Source organism: Bradyrhizobium sp. CIAT3101, from assembly GCF_029714945.1.
Classification (GTDB): Bacteria; Pseudomonadota; Alphaproteobacteria; order Rhizobiales; family Xanthobacteraceae; genus Bradyrhizobium.
Window position 1 is genome coordinate 1,707,857 of record NZ_CP121634.1, and the last position, 17,562, is coordinate 1,725,418.

Consider the following 17,562-nt stretch of genomic DNA (forward strand, 5'->3'; position numbering starts at 1 on the left):
ATGTCTTAAGCCGCCTTCTGCGCGCTCTTGGCGCGAATGCCGAGCAAATGGCTGATCGCGAACACGAGATCGGCGCGGTTCATGGTGTAGAAATGGAAGGTGTCAACGCCGTTCTTGGCGAGCTTCTGCACTTGGCCCGCCGCAACCGTCGCGGCCACCAGCTTGCGGGTCTCGGCATCGTCGTCGAGGCCCTCGAACTTCGCGGCGAACCAGTCCGGCACGGTGGTGCCGGCGCGGGTGACGAAATTGCGGGCCTGCTTGAAATTGTGCATGGGCATGATGCCCGGCACGATCGGGATGTTGATGCCGCGGGCGCGGACGCGATCGAGATAGCGGAAGTAGAGGTCGTTATCGAAGAACACCTGCGTAATCGCGCGCGTTGCACCCGCGTCGACCTTGGCCTTGAGCGTATCGATGTCAGCATCGAAGTCGCGTGCTTCGGGATGCTTCTCGGGGTAAGCCGAGACGGAGACCTCGATATCGCTGTGCCGCTTCTTGATGCCGGCGACGAGCGCGTCGGACGTCTGATAGCCGTCGGGATGGCTCGCGTAAGGCGTGCCGATTCCGCCGGCGGGATCGCCGCGCAGGCCGACGATGTGGCGGACGCCGACCTCGTGGTAGCGGTCGACGATCTCGTCGATCTCGCCGCGCGAGGCGCCGACGCAGGTCAGATGCGCGGCCGGCAGCAGCGCGGTCTCTTTGAGGATGCGGGCGATGGTCGAGTGGGTGCGTTCGCGGGTCGAGCCACCGGCGCCATAGGTCACCGAGACGAATTTCGGGTCGAGCGGGGCCAGCCGGTTGATGGTCTCCCAGAGATTCCGCTCCATATCTTCGGTCTTGGGCGGAAAGAACTCGAAGGAGATCGCGGGCCGCTTTGCGGTGAGGTGCCCGTCAGGGTGGGCAGGCGTCGTCAAATCGGTCATGGCACCACTCACTCCAGGGGCGCGCGCCAGCGGTTTCGCGGCGGCGGTCGGGTCCAGCTTGGGAGCGGCTAAGATAGGGCAATGGCGGATTTCTCGACAGCCCATCAGAGATGGGAAGTCGCCCACTTTTGCTAGGAGAGTGTCAAATATTGCGCTGCGGAGGAACGGAGTGGGACGCGGTGCTCAGGAGAATAAAATATAGCATTATAAATATGTTAGTTCTATTTTTGTGGCGTGTTGATCGCGCAGTTCAGGGTGGGCAGGATGAATTTGATGTTGCATGACCTACGATCGTCCCAACGCCGCGCTCCTGCCGCCCGCACGGCCTCTCCGCCCGCACACGCCAGACCTGCGCTGTTGGCCCATTGCCGCCGCGCGGCCCTCCACTACGTTAGCGCGCCATGATCCCGCTTTCAGTCCTCGACCTCTCCGTCGTCACCACAGGCACAAAGCCCGCCGCGGCGCTGCGCAACAGCATCGACCTGGCGCGCCATGTCGATGGGCTCGGCTATGTCCGCTACTGGCTCGCCGAGCACCATAACCTTGCCTCGGTCGCGAGCCCGGCGCCCGACGTGATGATCGGGCAGATCGCTGCGGTCACGAAGCATATCCGCGTCGGCTCCGGCGGCGTGATGCTGCCCAACCACGCGCCGCTGGTGGTGGCCGAGCGCTTCAAGATGCTGGAGGCATTGTTTCCCGGCCGTATCGATCTCGGCCTCGGCCGCGCTCCGGGCACTGATGGTGCCACGGCTTATGCGTTGCGCAGCCGGCTCGACCGCCGCGAGGGTGACGATTTCCTGGAGCGGCTGCATGAATTGATTTTGTGGGAGACCCGCGAATTTCCTGCAGGCCATCCCTACCACAACGTCGTCGCGATGCCTGACGACAGTCCGTTGCCGCCGATCTGGCTGCTCGGCTCCAGCGATTATTCGTCGGAGCTTGCCGCGCAAGTCGGCATGGGCTTCGCCTTCGCGCATCATTTCGCGTCTCACGATGCGATTGATGCGATGGTGCACTATCGCAACCGCTTCCAGCCCTCGGCCTGGCGCGCGACCCCGCATGCGATCCTTGCGGTCGCCGTCATCACGGCGGATACAGACGAAGAAGCCGAAAAGCTCGCGACGTCCTTCGATCTCAACCGGCTGCGCCGCGACCGTGGTCAATATCTGCCATTGCCGAGCGTCGAGGAGGCGCTGGCCTATCCCTATACGGATTCCGAGCGCGTCTCGATCGTGCGCAACCGCTCGCGCCTGTTCGTCGGCAGTCCGGCGACGGTGCAGAAGAAGCTTCAGCCGCTGATGGATGCGAGCAAGCCGGACGAATTGATGGTGATCACGGCCGTGTACGATCACGAGGCGCGCAAGAGGTCCTATTCGCTGCTCGCGGAGGCCTTTGGGCTGGCGAAGCAGGCGGCGTAACTTACCCTCCCCCTCCAGGGGAGGGTGAAAGATCAATCCTGCTGCGTCTCGCTGAACGTCGCGCGGAACGGGTGGCCGGGATACACGCCGACGATGCGGAATTCGCGTGAGAAGAATTTCAGCTCCTCGATCGCAAACGCGAGGCCCTTGTCGTCGGGGTGGCCGTCGACGTCAGCATAAAACTGCGTGGCGAAGAAATTGCCGTCGACCATGTAGCTCTCGAGCTTGGTCATGTTGACGCCGTTGGTGGCAAAGCCGCCGAGCGCCTTGTAGAGCGCGGCGGGAAGGTTGCGCACGCGGAATACAAAAGTCGTGACCAGCGGACCCGAACCTTGGACCGCCCATTTCGGCTCGCGCGCCAGCACCACGAAGCGCGTGGTGTTGTGGGCCTCGTCTTCGATGTCCTCGGCAAGGATGTCGAGGCCATAGATCTGCGCGGCCAGCCGCGAGGCGATCGCGGCGACGCTCTTGTCCTTGCGCTCGGAAATGTCGCGGGCGCTGCCGGCGGTGTCGGCGTGCACGATGCCTTTGATACCGAGCTTGCGGATGATGCGGCGGCACTGGCCGAGGGCGTGCACATGGCTCTCGACGGACTTGATGTCCGACAGTTTGGTGCCCTTGATCGCCATCAATTGATGCCGGACCGGCAGGAACCATTCGCCGATAATGAAGAGGCCGGAGGCCGGCAGCAAATGGTGGATGTCGGCGACGCGGCCGGCGACCGAATTCTCGATCGGGATCATGCCGAGATCGGCCTCGCCCGAGGAGATCGCCGACAGCGCGTCCTCGAAGGTGGCGCAGGGCATCGGCTCGGCGTCGGGGTAGGCCTCGACGATGGCGATATGGGAATTGGCGCCAGGTTCGCCCTGGAATGCGATTTTCAGCTTGCTCATGACGGGCCTTGTAGCAGCGGCTCAGGATTTGGAAAGGATGCTGCGCGCGGTTTCGAGGTCGGGCGGCGTGTCGACGCCGCGCGGCACGCTGTCGACGATCATGATGTCGATCCGCATGCCGTCCTCCACGGCCCGCAACTGCTCCAGACTCTCCTGGCGCTCTAGGGGCGAGGGCGGCAGGGACACGAACCGCTCGAGCGCCGCGCGGCGATAGGCGTAGACGCCGATATGGTGGTAGCGCGGTCCGTTGCCATGAGGTGCGGTGGCCCGGGTGAAATAGAGCGCCCGCAGCCGTCTGGGGCCGATGCGGGTGCCGATGGCCTTCACGACGCTGGGCGCGAGGTCCTCTTCCTCGGTGTGGATCTGCGAGGCCAGCGTCACGATGTCGACCGCGGGATCGGCGAAGGGGGGAAGCACCTCGCGGAGGCTCTCAGGCGCAATCGTCGGGAAATCGCCCTGGAGATTGACCACGATCTCGGCCTTGCCGTCCGGATCGAGCTTCTGCATGGCCTCGTGGATGCGGTCGGAGCCTGAGGGGTGCTCCGTGCGGGTCATCACGGCCTCGCCGCCATGGGCGGTCACGACTGCAGCGATTTCCGCCGTGTCGGTTGCCACCGCGACCCGGCCGATGCCGGCGGCCTCGGCGCGCCGCATCACGTGCACGATCATCGGCAGGCCCGCGATATCAGCGAGCGGCTTGCCGGGCAGGCGGGTGGCGGCCATGCGGGCCGGGATCAGCACCAGGATGCGGGGATCGGTCATCTGTTCAAGGGCCTGGAAACGGGGCGTTTTCCGCACCGAGAAATGGGGTGGGGATGGGCTGAAAGCCGGGTCGCTTATACGGGTTGCCAGACCCCGGGCAAACCGATATCTCAATGGCAAAACTCGGGGAAACAATAAGGAACGTTTTTGATTCTCCCGAGGCTCGTCCTGGCGGCCGCCCGGCCGCCTATTCCTTCTTGCGGTGTGGGGCCTGGCCGGAAATGGACTCTTTCGAACTCAATAAGATTCTCGGTGCTCTGCTTGGCACCTGTCTCGTTCTGCTGGTGACGAGCTTCACCGCGCAGGCGCTGTTCTCGCCGAAATTTCCGGAAAAGCCGGGCTTCGAGATCGCCGTGAAGGAAGAAGCCGGCGACAAGGGCGGCGCGGGCGCTGCCGCGGCCCCGTCCGAGCCGATCGAAAAGCTGCTCCAGACCGCCTCCGTCGAGAAGGGCGCGTCCGCCGCCAAGAAGTGCGGCGCCTGCCACACCTTCGAGAAGGGCGGCCCGAATCGCGTTGGTCCGAACCTCTACGGCGTCGTCGGCGACCACGTCGGCGAAGGCCGCGGCGGCTTCAACTTCTCGGCCGGCATGAAGAGCAAGGGCGGCACCTGGGACTTCGACGCGCTCAACAAGTTCATCGCCAATCCCAAGGCTGCCGTTCCCGGCACCGCGATGGGTTTTGCCGGTATCCCGAAGGACAGCGAGCGCGCCGACGTGATCGCCTACCTGAACAGCCTCTCCGACAGCCCGAAGCCGCTCCCGACCGCGGCGAAATAAGGCTCTCCGGTCTCTCGATATTGGATGTGCGGCCAGGCCTCAAAGCCTGGCCGTTTCCGTATTCGGGCCTCGCGACGTTGTTATCGGGGCGTTTGGCCGCATCTGGCAGGCCGTCCGGCCTTCCAACATGAGGAAAAAGCAACATATTCCGTCGAAACCTCGCCTATATTGAGCACTTAAAGGGGTAACCTCCTTCAAGACTGGGATGTTGATTTGGCCATTACCCGACGCGATCTCCTGCTCACCGGCGCTGCATTTGCTGCGCTCCCCGCCCTCGGCTCTGTGGCGGGCCTTCCCGTCATCGGAACTGCCGAGGCGCAGTCGGCCGGCGAGCTCCCTTGGCGCCACGCGCTGTCGCTGTTCGGCAACGTCAAGTATCCCGCCGACTTCAAGCGCTTCGATTACGTCAATCCGGACGCGCCCAAGGGCGGTACCGTTCGGCAGATCGCCATCGGCACCTTCGACAATCTCAACATGGTCGTCTCTGGTGTGAAGGGACAGGTCGCCGGTGCCATCGGGTTCATCTATGAGGCCCTCATGACGGAGGCGCTCGACGAAGTCTCGACCGAATACGGCGCGCTGGCCGAAGCCGTTAGCCACCCCGACGATTTTTCCTTCGTGGTCTATCGTTTGCGGCCGCAGGCTAAATGGCATGACGGCAAGCCGGTCACTGCGGATGACGTGATCTTCTCGTTCGATTCCTTCAAGAAGCTCCACCCCAGATACGCGGCCTATTACAGCCATGTGGTGAAGGCCGAGAAGGTGGGCGAGCGCGAAGTGAAGTTCGTGTTCGACGCGCCGGGCAATCGCGAACTGCCGCAGATCGTGGGGCAGCTCACGGTCTTGCCGAAGCACTGGTGGGAGGGCACCGACGCGCAGGGCCGCAAGCGCGACATCTCCACGACCACGCTGGAAATTCCCCTCGGTTCGGGTCCTTACCGTGTCAAGGCGTACGACGCGGGCCGGTCATTCACGCTCGAGCGCGTGAAGGATTATTGGGGGCGCGACCTCGCCGTCAATGTTGGCCGCAACAATTTCGACGAGATCCGCTACGAGTATTTCCGCGACACCACTGTGGCGATCGAGGCCTTCAAGGCCGATCAGGTCGACTGGCGCACCGAGAACAGCGCGAAGAACTGGGCGACGGCCTACGACTTCCCGGCCGTGACTGAAAAGCGGGTGATCCTCGAGGAATTCCCCAATCGCAGTTCGGGCGTCATGCAGGCGTTCGTGCCGAACCTGCGCCGCGCCAAGTTCAGGGATCCCCGCGTGCGTCGTGCGCTCAATTACGCATTCGACTTCGAGGAGATGAACAAGCAGCTCTTCTTCGGTCAGTACAAGCGCGTCAGCAGCTATTTCGACGGCCTCGACGAGCTCATGGCGACGGGCTTGCCGCAAGGCAAGGAGCTCGAAATTCTCGAGACCGTCCGCGCCGATGTCCCGCCCGAGGTCTTCACGACAGCCTACACCAATCCGGTTGGTGGTAGTCCGGAAGCCGTGCGTGACAATCTGCGCGAAGCGCTACGCCTGTTCAAGGAGGCCGGCTACGAGGTGCGCGATCGCAAGCTGATCGACGTCAAGACCGGTGCCCAGTTTTCCCTTGAGCTGCTGAACTCGGATCCGAGCTTCGAACGCGTTACGCTGTTCTACAAGCCGTCGCTCGAACGTCTCGGTATCGCTGTCAACGTGCGGACCGTCGATCCGACCCAGTACGAGAACAGGACTCGCGAGTGGGATTTCGACGTCATCACCAACTCGTGGGGCGAGTCTCAGTCGCCGGGCAACGAGCAGCGCGAATACTGGTCGTCCAAGTCGGCCGACGTCGTCGGTTCGCAGAATTATGCCGGCATCAAGAATCCGGCGGTCGACAAGCTGATCGATCGGGTGATCTACACCAAGGGGCGCGACGAACTCGTCGCGGCCACCAAAGCGCTCGACCGGGTGCTGCTGTGGAATCACTACGTCGTGCCGCAGTGGACCTACACGAAGGTGCGCACCGCGCGCTGGGATCGTTTCGGTCGGCCGGCGGAATTGCCCAGATACGGCCAGTCCGGCTTCCCGTTCGTCTGGTGGTACGACGCAGACAAGGCGGCACGGATCGCAAAGAAGTCGTGAAGGACGTGTTTCGCATGGCGCAGCTTTCACGCCGGCATGTGCTGGTCCTCGGTGTCGGCGGCGCGCTTGGCGCTGCCGTAATCCGCAGCGCGGCGGCGTCCGAGGGGCCCGCTGAAGCCCACGGCATGTCGGCGTTCGGCGATCTCAAATATCCCGCCGATTTCCATCATTTCGACTACGTCAATCCCATTGCTCCGAAGGGTGGCGCATTCTCGCTGATCCCGTCAACGCGCGGCTACAATCAGTCCTTTTTTACCTTCAACTCGCTCAACGCCTTTGTCCTGAAGGGCGAGGGCGCACAGGGCATGGACCTGACCTTCGTCACGCTGATGGCGCATGCCGGTGACGAGCCCGATGCCATGTACGGCTTCGCCGCGAAGTCGGTGCAGATTTCTCCCGACAAGCTCGCCTATCGCTTCACGATACGGCCCGAGGCGAAGTTTCATGACGGCACGAAGCTGACCGCGCACGACGTCGCGTTCTCGATCAACGTGCTGAAGGAGAAGGGTCATCCGCTGATCCAGATCCAGATGCGCGACGTCAAGGGCGCCGAGGCGCTCGACGAGACCACGGTGATCGTGACCTTCGCCGAGAAGCGCGCGCGCGATGTGCCGCTTTACGTGGCGGGACTTCCGATCTTCTCCAAGGCCTATTACGCGAACCGGGTCTTCGATGAGACCACCACGGACACGCCGCTGGGCTCGGGTCCGTACAAGGTCGGCAAGTTCGAGATCAACCGCTTCATCGAGTTCGAGCGCGTCAAGGACTGGTGGGGCGCGGACCTGCCGGTCTGCCGTGGCAGCAACAATTTCGACGTGATCCGCTACGAATTCTACCGCGATCGCGACGTCGCCTTCGAAGGCTTCACCGGCAAGAACTATCTCTATCGCGAGGAATTCACCTCGCGTATCTGGGCGACGCGCTACGACTTCCCAGCCATCAAGGACGGCCGCGTCAAGCGCGAGGAGGTGCCGGATCAGACTCCTTCGGGCGGCCAGGGCTGGTTCCTCAACACGCGGCGCGACAAGTTCAAGAATCCTAAGGTGCGCGAAGCGTTGAACTGCGCGTTCGACTTCGAATGGACCAACAAGACCATCATGTACGGCGCCTATGCGCGCACGCGATCGCCGTTCCAGAATTCCGATCTCGTCGCCGAAGGGATGCCGTCGCCCGAGGAGCTGAAGCTGCTCGAGCCCTTCCGCGGGCAAGTGCCTGACGAAGTCTTCGGCGAGCCGTTCGTGCCGCCGGTATCCGACGGTTCAGGCCAGGATCGCACGCTGCTCCGCAAGGCGCAGCAACTGCTCCAGGAGGCGCAGCTTCCGGTCAAGGACGGCAAGCGGCTGCTGCCGAACGGCGACGTCTTCAGCATCGAGTTCCTGACCGACGAGGCGTCGTTCCAGCCGCACCACGCCTCGTTCCTCAAGAACCTGAACATGCTCGGTATTGATGCGAACCTGCGCCTCATCGATGCCGTCCAGTATCGCGCCCGGGTCGAATCCTTCGATTTCGACGTGGCGATCAACCGCCTGTCCATGACGGCGACGCCCGGCGACAGTCTGCGCACCTATTTCACGTCGCAAGCCGCTGCGACGAAGGGATCCTACAACCTTGCCGGCGCCGCCAATCCCGCGCTCGATGCGCTCGTGGACAAGGCGATGGCGGCCGAGACGCGCAACGACCTGATCGTCGCCTGCCGCGCGATCGACCGCGTTTTCCGCGCCGGTCGCTATTGGGTGCCGCAATGGTACAATACCAGCCACCGGCTGGCGTATTGGGACGAGTTCGGCCATCCGGCGAACTTGCCGCGTTATCCGCTCTCCGACTACGCGAGCGGCGTGGGCGAGCGGACCTTGTGGTGGTATGACCGCGCCGGGGCGGCCAAGCTCGAGCAGGCGAAGTAATCATGAGCGCCTATATCGCCCGCCGTATCCTTCTGATGATCCCGACATTGCTCGGAATCATGTTCGTCTCCTTCGTCGTCGTGCAGTTCGCGCCGGGCGGCCCGGTCGAGCGCGTGATCGCGCAGTTGTCGGGCGCCGACACCGGCGGCACCTCGCGTATTTCCGGCGGTGGCGACTTTGCGCAGCGCGCGCCGGGTCAGCTCGGCGCCGGCGGCGACGCCATCAACTCGAAATATCGGGGAGCACAGGGTCTCGATCCGGACTTCATCAAGAAACTGGAGAAGCAATTCGGCTTCGACAAGCCCGCACCGGAGCGCTTCGCGCTGATGGTCTGGAATTTCTCCCGCTTCGATTTCGGCAACAGCTATTTTCGCGACGTCAGCGTGCTCCAGCTGGTCAAGGAAAAGCTGCCGGTCTCGATCTCGCTCGGCATCTGGCTGACGCTCCTGACCTACCTGATCTCGATTCCGCTCGGTATCCGCAAGGCGGTGAAGGACGGAACGCGCTTCGACACCTGGACGTCGACCGTGCTCGTGCTCGGCTATGCGATTCCCGGCTTCCTGTTCGCGATCCTCCTCATCATCCTGTTTGCGGGCGGCTCGTTCTTCAACTGGTTCCCGCTGCGCGGATTGACGTCGGACGGCTGGTCGCAATTTCCCTGGTACTGGAAGATCATCGATTACTTCTGGCATTTGACGCTGCCCTTGATCGCCATGGGGTTAGGGGCGTTCACGACCATGACGTTCCTGACGAAGAACTCGTTCCTCGACGAGATTCGCAAGCAATACGTGATGACCGCCCGCGCGAAGGGCTGCAGCGAGAACCGGGTGCTTTATGGCCACGTGTTCCGCAATGCGATGCTGATCGTCATCGCGGGCTTTCCCTCCACCTTCATTCACGCCTTCTTCTCGGGCTCGCTTCTGATCGAGACCATCTTTTCGCTGGACGGGCTGGGGCTGCTCAGCTTCGAGAGCGTTCTCAACCGTGACTACCCGGTCGTGTTCGGCACGCTCTTCATCTTTTCGCTGGTGGGCCTCGTGGTCAATCTCATCTCTGACCTAGCCTATATGTGGGTCGATCCGCGGATCGATTTCGAGGCGCGGGAGGTCTGATGACGCTGACCGCTCCGACCCCGATCGAGACCACCGCGAAGTCGCCGCTCGGTGACGCCGTGCCGATCACGCGCAAGCCGTTCGCGCCGTCGCCGCTCAACAGGCGGCGCTGGCAGAACTTCAAGGCGAACCGGCGCGGCTATTGGTCGTTCTGGATCTTCATGATTCTGTTCGTCGTGTCGCTGTTCGCCGAGCTGATCGCCAATGATCGGCCGTTCATGATCAAATATGACGGCCATCTCTATTGGCCGGCCTTCGTTACCTATTCGGAGACAACGTTTGGCGGCGACTTCGAGACGGCGGCGGATTATCGCGATCCCTATTTGCAGAAGCTGATCAAGGACAAGGGCGGCAGCATCGTCTGGCCGCTGATCCGCTATTCCTACGACACCCACAACCTCGATCTGCCGACACCCGCCCCGTCGCCACCAACCTGGATGCTGACGGAAGCGCAATGCAAGCCGGTGGTCGAGAAGAAGGGCCTCAAAAGCTGCCGCGATCTCGAATATAACTGGCTCGGAACCGACGATCAGGGCCGCGATGTGGTGGCGCGGTTGATCTACGGCTTCCGCATCTCCGTGCTGTTCGGCCTGTGCCTGACCATTGTCTCGTCCGTCGTCGGCATCGCGGCGGGCGCGGTGCAGGGCTATTTCGGCGGCTGGGTCGACCTGTTCTTCCAGCGTTTCATCGAGATATGGACCGCAATCCCGTCGCTCTATCTGCTGCTCATCCTGTCCTCGGTGCTCGTGCCCGGATTCTTCGTGCTGCTCGGGATCCTGCTGTTGTTTTCCTGGGTGTCGCTGGTCGGGCTCGTGCGCGCGGAGTTCCTGCGCGGGCGCAATTTCGAGTACATCCAGGCGGCGCGGGCACTCGGCGTGTCGAACGCCACGATCATGTTCAAGCATTTGCTGCCGAATGCGATGGTCGCGACAATGACGTTCCTGCCGTTCATCGTATCGTCCTCGGTCATGACGCTCACGGCTCTCGACTTTCTCGGCTTCGGGTTGCCGCCCGGCTCGCCGTCGCTCGGCGAGCTGCTGTCCCAGGGCAAGTCCAACGTTCAGGCGCCATGGCTCGGCTTCTCCGGCTTCTTCTCGGTCGCGATCATGCTGTCGCTCCTGATCTTCATCGGCGAAGCCGTGCGCGACGCTTTCGATCCGCGCAAGGCGTTCAAGTGAGGGCGTGATGGACGCGATCAACCAGCCTTTGCTTGCGGTACGCGATCTCTCGGTGGCCTTCCACCAGGGCGGCGCCACGACGCTTGCGGTCGACAAGGTCTCGTTCCAGATCAAGCGCGGCGAATGCGTCGCGCTGGTCGGCGAGTCCGGTTCCGGCAAGTCGGTCAGCGCGCTCTCGATCCTGAAACTTTTGCCCTATCCCAGCGCCTCGCATCCCACCGGCAGCATCCGCTTCAAGGGACAGGAACTGATCGACCAGTCCGAGCAGCAGATGCGGGAGATCAGAGGCAGCGACATCTCCATCATCTTCCAGGAGCCGATGACCTCGCTCAATCCGCTGCACACGATCGAGGCGCAGATCGGCGAGATCATTCAGCTGCATAATCCGACCAGCAACGCGCAGGCGCGCAAGCGGACGCTCGAGCTGCTGACGCAGGTCGGCATTCCCGAGCCGGAGACGCGGCTGAAGAGCTATCCGCATCAGCTCTCCGGCGGCCAGCGCCAGCGCGTGATGATCGCGATGGCACTCGCCAACGAGCCGGATTTGCTGATCGCGGATGAGCCGACCACGGCGCTCGACGTCACCGTGCAGGCGCAGATCCTGGCGCTGCTCGCCGAGATCCGTTCGCGGCTCGGCATGAGCCTGCTCTTCATCACCCATGATCTCGGCATCGTGCGCCGCATCGCCGACACCGTCTGTGTCATGAAGGGCGGCGAGATCGTCGAGCAGGGGCCGGTCGAGCAGGTGTTCAGGGCACCCAAACATCCCTATACGCGCGATCTGCTCGCGGCCGAGCCGAAGCCGGATCCGGCACCGCCCCAGCCGGATGCGCCGGTGGTGATGGCGGCCGATGATCTCAAGGTGTGGTTTCCGATCAAGCGCGGCCTGATGCGCAAGACGGTCGGTCACATCAAGGCCGTCGACGGCGTCAGCGTCGCCGTGCGCAAGGGCGAGACGCTCGGTGTCGTGGGCGAGTCCGGCTCAGGCAAGACCACGCTGGGGCTCGCGCTGCTGCGGCTGATCTCGTCGAACGGTCGGATCGTGTTCCTTGGCAAGGACATCCAGGGTTTGCGCTTCAAGGAGATGCGGCCCTTCCGGCGCGACATGCAGATCGTGTTCCAGGATCCGTTCGGCTCGCTCAGTCCGCGCATGTCGGTCGACGACATCATCGCCGAAGGCCTCTCGGTGCATCAGCCCAAGCTGTCGCGCGACGAGCGGGAAGCGCGGGTCGTCAAGGCGCTGGAGGATGTCGGGCTGAAGCCGGATACCCGCTTCCGCTACCCGCATGAGTTCTCCGGCGGCCAGCGCCAGCGCATCAGCATCGCGCGCGCGGTGGTGCTGGAGCCGGATTTCGTCGTGCTGGACGAACCGACCAGCGCGCTCGACATGCTCATCCAGGCGCAGATGGTCGACCTGCTGCGCGAATTGCAGCGCAGGCGCGATCTCACCTACATGTTCATCTCGCACGATCTGCGCGTCGTCGCCTCGCTCGCAAGCCATCTCATCGTGATGCGCGGCGGCAAGGTGGTCGAGGAAGGCCAGGCCGCGGAGCTGTTCAAGAATCCGAAGACGGATTACACCCGCGCCCTGTTCGCGGCGGCGTTCCGGCTCGAGACGGCGGGCAACGGCTCGGTCGCGACGTAGGACCTGTAGGATGGGTAGAGCGAAGCGAAACCCATCATTCTAACGGCGCGGCCGCAAGGCGATGGGTTTCGCTTCGCTCTACCCATCCTACGAGCTGCCTTGGCTCTTCCTCAGATCAGCAAACTCTTGCCGGAGCAGGTCCACCACCGTTCTGACTTTCGGGAGATCCACCATGCGCTTATGGCAGATGATCGAGATGGCTGCGCGGAGAGACGTTGGAAGGACAAGCTTTAGCTCGACGAGTTCGCCCGGTCGTTTGAGCCGATGGGAGGTCTTGAGAAGGATCATTGCGCCGACCCCGGCGTGGCAAGCCGCGACTTGAACGCTGTAATCGTCAGACGTGAAAGCGGGACGAAAGTCCGGGATCCTGGCAGCGAACTCCGGATTCGGGCTCACCATCTCGAGCTCTCCTGCCCATGCGATCCAGTGGAGATCGCGGAAGTCGTATCTCGCGGGAAGTCTCCGGGCGTAGTCTCTGCTCGCATACGCGCCGATCGGAACAACGACTTCGTCGACTGTGATGAGATCAGGATCATCGGATGGATATCTCCTGAGCGCGATGTCGGCTTCGCCGCGCGCGAGGTTCAAGCGTTCGGTGCCGGAAAGAACTTCGAGAGTGATCTGCGGATGCTTCCTCTTGAGCTTTTCCGCGATCGGAGGCAGGAAATCAAAGGCGAATGCCGGTACGGCCGCGATGCGCACGCGGCCGCTCACGGCTGAGTTCTTCGCGTCGACTGCGCGATTTGCTTCCGTCGCCCATTGCGCCATGCCCTGGGCTGCGGGCAGCAACCTGGCTCCGGTTTTCGTCAAGGCGATGCCCTGGTTCTTGCGAATGAAAAGGGGCTCGCCGAGCGCGTACTCCATCTCTGCTATTCTCCGGCTCAAAGTGGGTTGACTTGCCTTGAGGCGGCGCGCGGCGCCACTGAGGCTGCCGGCGTCGGCGACGGCGAGAAATATCCGCAGATCGTCCCATTGCAGGTCCACGTTCGCTCCTCGGCTTTGTCCTAGGCCCATCCATTTATGGATGGCGACATAGGAATTTAGGCGATTGCCATTCTAGCAGCCCAAGGCGAAAGCGGTAGCAGAAACGAGGAAAAACCGATCATGCTCCGCAAGTCAGGACTCTCTTTTATTGGCGCCCTTGCCATCGTCGCGCTTTCCGGGTGCGCCCAGAGCTCCCATCAGACGAAGTCTGCCGGCCTTGGCAAGCCGATCAACTCGGCGGCCATGGAGGCTCTCATCGATCAGCCGGGACCGATCGAACTCAAGACGGTCGTCAGCGCGGATTGGGTCGCCGATCTATCGGGGCTGCTCAATCTGAAGGACTCCCAAGCCGTCCAGGCGGGGCTCAAGGACCACGAGGAGCCGATCCAGATCTATGCGCATCTCCTGCGGCATCCGACGCAGGGATTCTACATGGTCGACACCGGCGTTTCGAAGCGGCTTGTCGAGGACCCCAAGAGTCTGGGCGTCGGATGGGTGGTGCGGAACTTCGCAAAACTCGACAAGATGCAAGTCCGGCAAGACTCCTTGTCGATCATCAAATCGGAAGGGACTCCCCTCAAAGGGGTGCTGATGACTCATCTTCATCTCGATCATATCTCCGGGATGCCCGACATTCCGAAAGATGTGCCGTTTTATACGGGGCCTGGAGAGGCCGAGGAAAAGAAGCTGGAGAACTTCTTTGTCGAGGGGATGGAAGACGCCTTCTTTGAGGGGCGGCCAGCGATTCAGGAATTTCAGTTCGCCAAGGATCCGGACGGCAAGTTCGAAGGGGTGATCGATGTTTTCGGTGATGGCTCGTTGTTCGCAATCCTGACTCCAGGACACACGGCGGGCCATCTTTCCTATCTCGCCCGCACTCCGACAGGTCCGGTGCTCCTCACTGGCGACGCTTGCCACACCCGCTGGGGCTGGGAGCACGGAGTCGAACCTGGCAGCTACACGTTCGACCGCGAAGAGGAACGGAAGAGCTTGCTCGCATTGAAGGCCCTGAGTGAACGTCATCCGCGGATGATTGTGAAGCTGGGTCATCAGCCCTGAGCTACGAGTCTTTCGCGGCTCGTCGGCTGGAGTGGGGACCTGATCCCAGCGTGATCGCAATCACGGCAATGGTGCGATCTTTGCCGCATCCTGTGTGGGTAGTCGCGGGGCAGTCTCGCGGCAGCGACAGGAGGACAGAGATGACATTGACTGGAGTCGAAGCGCAGGTGAAGCGTGAGTTATCGGCAGGTGAACTCGAGCAGGTCGCCGGCGGCAGCGTATTTGGCCATCCCGGCTGGATCAACGAACCGCATCTGCCGGTGCGTGTCGAGAACCCGCCCCAATTGGGTGGCGGTGGTTTGCTGAAGAATCCGCAGCTACGCCTGTTCTAAGGAATGGAAAGTGGGATGGGTGGAGCTGACGATCGCTCTCGCGGAGCTCCGCCCATCTCAAGAGATGCCGCAGCGTCTAAGGACGACTTCCACTTTCCGGCCCATTGCTGACCTGCCGTACCGTCCGCCGTAATACCTGCAGGATGGGTAGAGCGAACCGAAACCCATCATTCTAACCGCTCGACGGCAGAGCGATGGGTTTCGCTTCGCTCTAGCCATCCTACGAGCTTCTCGTCAGCCCACCAGTTGCGGCGGCGACGCGCGGCGCCAAAGTGACGTGTTCGACCCATAGCGGTCGTCAAGCTAATGGCTGGTCTTCTTCATGCAAACTGGCTCACTGTTGGGGACACTCTTGCAATCCCAATCTGGGCCGAAGCCAGATGCCTGATGAACGGACGGATATCGAACAAGAATGACAGCGCAGACACATATCAGAACTACGGCAAAAAGGACGACGAAGACGTCACTGCGCGTGAACTGCCACCTGAGCCATCTCATCGTTCATTCCAAGGGTATGTACTGATGTCACCACTAGCCTCGCCTCCCTAACGGTTCGTTCAACCAAATTCGGAGAAATTGAGCAATTGGGGCGATTTTCGGCGTGTGGCGTTCGGGGCAGTCGGGCCACGTACCTGATGATCCGTCCGCCATGTCGCCTGTTGGCCCAAAGCAAACATGGGCTACGGCGGCTTCAGTACCTGTAGGATGGGTAGAGCGCAGCGAAACCCATCGCTTTGCGGCCGAGCCGTTAGATTGATGGGTTTCGCTTCGCTCTACCCATCCCACGAGTTGCGTTGGGTCGCTCGCGGGCAAGAGCTAGTTGAACGCAAACCAGGCCTTGGCAACGAATGTCGCGCCGCACCAGTTCGAGACGAGGCCCTCTGGGTTGGTGACGGGATTCATGCGGCCGCCCGGTCGCGCATTTGGATCACCCGTAAAGACGAAGCAATTTTCTTTCGACAGATTGCTATCATAGTAGCGCAGATCGAGGTTGAAGGCCTTGTGGGTGAAGGTCACGCCTGCCTGCCAGTTGAGATAGGCTGGTAGCGGGAAGCCGCCGAGTTGCGCGGCCTGATTGCCGAACCAGGAATAGCCGGCAGCAGCCGTGAACGACACGGCCAGGTTTTGCGGCACCAACTGGCCGGGCATATCGTAACCGATGCCGGCCGCGGCATATTGGCTCCACGCACCGGTGTTCGAGACGCTCGGAGAATAAGCGTAGCCGGCCGCGATGCGGAGATGCTCGCCGATGTGACGATCGCCGCGGATCACCGCCTCCCAATAGTTGATGCCGTTGGTCTCACCTGGAAGCCTCTCACCGGGATAGGCGAAGTAGGTGACACCGAGATCGAAATCGATGTTTGCGATCTTAGGTCGGATCCCGCCGGCGAAGGTGAGTTCGGCGGCTGGCAAAGTCGGCAGCTTGACGGTGGCCGCTGTGGTTCCAGCGTAGAGCGCGCCGAATCGCGCTTCGAAGGCCGTACCGACCGCCGGCCCATGATCGGACAATGTGGTCCCGCGATAGATGTAATCGGATGCAACGCCCGCACGGGCACTGAATTCGAGCTCGGTTGCAGAGGTTTCACGGTTGGTGTCGGCGGCCGACCATCCGCGGTTGCCGAGACCGATCGCACCGCCTGGACTTGGGGGACTGGCCTGCGCCAGCGCGCCGGTCATGGGTGCAAGCCACAGCCCGGCCAGCGCAGCGCATGAGGCATCGCGTAGCCGCCGAACCGATGCTCCGCCCCACGGCCTCGCCATCGCTATCCTCCGAGAATCACCGCGACACCAACCAGCGCACCACCAAGGGCCACCATCGCAAGACCTGCCGCCCAGGGCCGCAGCCCGCTTTGAACTCCAAACACGTAACCGCAGAAGAACAGCATCAAGATGGCGACGGCGTAGGAGACGCGCAGCGCCATCCTGGCGTCGCTCAGGAAGATAAACGGCATGACCACCGGGAAGGTCGAAAGGAAGCTCAGCAGGCAAAGGCCCAATGCCCCGGTCCAGTCGCGCCTGGTCAAACTGACGCGGCGAGACGGCACGGGCAATTGCTGCAACTTCTGCCGCATCGCTTCCAATTGTTGCGCAGGCAGAAACGCCGCCAATTCCGATGGCAGGGCGTCGGCGATGATGCTGCGTGCGGTCTCGGAATCCGGCGCCTGCCGCACCGCGTGGAGCATTCGAATCTTGCCGCCGCGACTGTTGATCCGACCCAGCAGATAAAGACCGCCATCGACGATACCCCAGGCAAGGTTGCAGCCGAGTGCGCCGATCAGCATGGTCTGAAGATTGATGTTGGATCCGGTCGCGATGCCGAGCGAGCAGATGAAGGTGAGAGCCATGATCAGCCCGAACAGGGTCTCCGAGATCCGCTCCATCGGATCCAGCGCGCCGCCGAAGGAGGAATCTGAAGCTTCCGGCATCCTGGTCACAAGTCCCATGACCTGATGGTCCTGTATCG

Annotated in this window: 15 protein-coding genes; 9 read left to right on the forward strand and 6 right to left on the reverse strand. The window is 62.4% G+C overall.

Annotation, left to right across the window (positions count from 1 at the left end):
- Positions 1 to 5 precede the first annotated feature (5 nt).
- Positions 6 to 923 carry a methylenetetrahydrofolate reductase [NAD(P)H] gene (gene metF / locus QA645_RS07895; RefSeq protein ID WP_254195350.1) on the reverse strand — a complete coding sequence of 306 codons (918 nt, stop codon included), beginning with the start codon at positions 921 to 923 and terminating at the stop codon, positions 6 to 8.
- A 401-nt stretch (positions 924 to 1,324) separates the two neighbouring features.
- On the opposite strand from metF, the gene QA645_RS07900 reads away from it, so the two are divergent.
- Positions 1,325 to 2,341 carry an LLM class flavin-dependent oxidoreductase gene (locus QA645_RS07900; RefSeq protein ID WP_283049398.1) on the forward strand — a complete coding sequence of 339 codons (1,017 nt, stop codon included), beginning with the start codon at positions 1,325 to 1,327 and terminating at the stop codon, positions 2,339 to 2,341.
- Between the two features lie 32 nt (positions 2,342 to 2,373).
- Here QA645_RS07900 and QA645_RS07905 read toward each other — a convergent pair whose 3' ends face one another.
- Positions 2,374 to 3,234: a prephenate dehydratase gene (locus tag QA645_RS07905; protein WP_254134066.1), complete on the reverse strand. Its 861-nt coding sequence runs from the start codon at positions 3,232 to 3,234 to the stop codon at positions 2,374 to 2,376.
- Between the two features lie 21 nt (positions 3,235 to 3,255).
- Entirely contained in the window at positions 3,256 to 3,996 is a 741-nt protein-coding gene (locus QA645_RS07910; RefSeq protein WP_283049401.1) for a 3-deoxy-manno-octulosonate cytidylyltransferase, read from the reverse strand.
- 221 nt (positions 3,997 to 4,217) lie between these two features.
- Here QA645_RS07910 and QA645_RS07915 point away from each other — a divergent pair, with 221 nt between their 5' ends.
- From QA645_RS07915 to QA645_RS07940, 6 genes are all read left to right on the forward strand, one after another.
- Positions 4,218 to 4,772 (forward strand): cytochrome c family protein, encoded by a 555-nt coding sequence (locus QA645_RS07915; protein ID WP_254134064.1) that lies wholly within the window; start codon positions 4,218 to 4,220, stop codon positions 4,770 to 4,772.
- 213 nt (positions 4,773 to 4,985) lie between these two features.
- Complete coding sequence (locus QA645_RS07920; RefSeq protein WP_283049404.1) at positions 4,986 to 6,887, forward strand: extracellular solute-binding protein; 1,902 nt, start codon at positions 4,986 to 4,988, stop codon at positions 6,885 to 6,887.
- 14 nt (positions 6,888 to 6,901) lie between these two features.
- Positions 6,902 to 8,788, forward strand: a complete 1,887-nt coding sequence (locus tag QA645_RS07925) for an extracellular solute-binding protein (protein WP_283049406.1) — start codon at positions 6,902 to 6,904, stop codon at positions 8,786 to 8,788.
- A 2-nt stretch (positions 8,789 to 8,790) separates the two neighbouring features.
- Complete coding sequence (locus tag QA645_RS07930; RefSeq protein WP_254134061.1) at positions 8,791 to 9,900, forward strand: microcin C ABC transporter permease YejB; 1,110 nt, start codon at positions 8,791 to 8,793, stop codon at positions 9,898 to 9,900.
- The gene (locus QA645_RS07935) at positions 9,900 to 11,078 is read left to right on the forward strand and encodes an ABC transporter permease (protein ID WP_254134060.1); all 1,179 of its coding nucleotides are present in this window, start codon (positions 9,900 to 9,902) and stop codon (positions 11,076 to 11,078) included. Before QA645_RS07930 ends, QA645_RS07935 begins: the two co-directional genes overlap by 1 nt.
- Positions 11,079 to 11,085: 7 nt before the next feature.
- Positions 11,086 to 12,723 (forward strand): ABC transporter ATP-binding protein, encoded by a 1,638-nt coding sequence (locus tag QA645_RS07940; RefSeq protein WP_283049408.1) that lies wholly within the window; start codon positions 11,086 to 11,088, stop codon positions 12,721 to 12,723.
- 87 nt (positions 12,724 to 12,810) lie between these two features.
- On the opposite strand, the gene QA645_RS07945 is transcribed toward QA645_RS07940, so the two are convergent.
- Entirely contained in the window at positions 12,811 to 13,707 is an 897-nt protein-coding gene (locus tag QA645_RS07945; RefSeq protein WP_283049409.1) for a LysR family transcriptional regulator, read from the reverse strand.
- 120 nt (positions 13,708 to 13,827) lie between these two features.
- Here QA645_RS07945 and QA645_RS07950 point away from each other — a divergent pair, with 120 nt between their 5' ends.
- Complete coding sequence (locus QA645_RS07950) at positions 13,828 to 14,766, forward strand: MBL fold metallo-hydrolase (protein WP_283049411.1); 939 nt, start codon at positions 13,828 to 13,830, stop codon at positions 14,764 to 14,766.
- A 140-nt stretch (positions 14,767 to 14,906) separates the two neighbouring features.
- Entirely contained in the window at positions 14,907 to 15,098 is a 192-nt protein-coding gene (locus QA645_RS07955; protein ID WP_254134056.1) for a hypothetical protein, read from the forward strand.
- Between the two features lie 816 nt (positions 15,099 to 15,914).
- On the opposite strand, the gene QA645_RS07960 is transcribed toward QA645_RS07955, so the two are convergent.
- Positions 15,915 to 16,859 carry a TorF family putative porin gene (locus tag QA645_RS07960; protein ID WP_283049414.1) on the reverse strand — a complete coding sequence of 315 codons (945 nt, stop codon included), beginning with the start codon at positions 16,857 to 16,859 and terminating at the stop codon, positions 15,915 to 15,917.
- Positions 16,860 to 16,861: 2 nt separating this feature from the next.
- A complete protein-coding gene (locus QA645_RS07965; RefSeq protein ID WP_283049416.1) occupies positions 16,862 to 17,542 on the reverse strand; it encodes a VIT1/CCC1 transporter family protein in 681 nt (226 codons plus the stop codon).
- Positions 17,543 to 17,562: the final 20 nt, after the last annotated feature.

Coding starts and splice junctions, on each gene's coding strand:
- metF (WP_254195350.1), bottom strand. CDS start 923: ATGACCGATTTGACGACGCCTGCCCACCCTGACGGGCACCTCACCGCA.
- QA645_RS07900 (WP_283049398.1), top strand. CDS start 1,325: ATGATCCCGCTTTCAGTCCTCGACCTCTCCGTCGTCACCACAGGCACA.
- QA645_RS07905 (WP_254134066.1), bottom strand. CDS start 3,234: ATGAGCAAGCTGAAAATCGCATTCCAGGGCGAACCTGGCGCCAATTCC.
- QA645_RS07910 (WP_283049401.1), bottom strand. CDS start 3,996: ATGACCGATCCCCGCATCCTGGTGCTGATCCCGGCCCGCATGGCCGCC.
- QA645_RS07915 (WP_254134064.1), top strand. CDS start 4,218: ATGGACTCTTTCGAACTCAATAAGATTCTCGGTGCTCTGCTTGGCACC.
- QA645_RS07925 (WP_283049406.1), top strand. CDS start 6,902: ATGGCGCAGCTTTCACGCCGGCATGTGCTGGTCCTCGGTGTCGGCGGC.
- QA645_RS07930 (WP_254134061.1), top strand. CDS start 8,791: ATGAGCGCCTATATCGCCCGCCGTATCCTTCTGATGATCCCGACATTG.
- QA645_RS07935 (WP_254134060.1), top strand. CDS start 9,900: ATGACGCTGACCGCTCCGACCCCGATCGAGACCACCGCGAAGTCGCCG.
- QA645_RS07940 (WP_283049408.1), top strand. CDS start 11,086: ATGGACGCGATCAACCAGCCTTTGCTTGCGGTACGCGATCTCTCGGTG.
- QA645_RS07950 (WP_283049411.1), top strand. CDS start 13,828: ATGCTCCGCAAGTCAGGACTCTCTTTTATTGGCGCCCTTGCCATCGTC.
- QA645_RS07955 (WP_254134056.1), top strand. CDS start 14,907: ATGACATTGACTGGAGTCGAAGCGCAGGTGAAGCGTGAGTTATCGGCA.
- QA645_RS07960 (WP_283049414.1), bottom strand. CDS start 16,859: ATGGCGAGGCCGTGGGGCGGAGCATCGGTTCGGCGGCTACGCGATGCC.
- QA645_RS07965 (WP_283049416.1), bottom strand. CDS start 17,542: ATGGGACTTGTGACCAGGATGCCGGAAGCTTCAGATTCCTCCTTCGGC.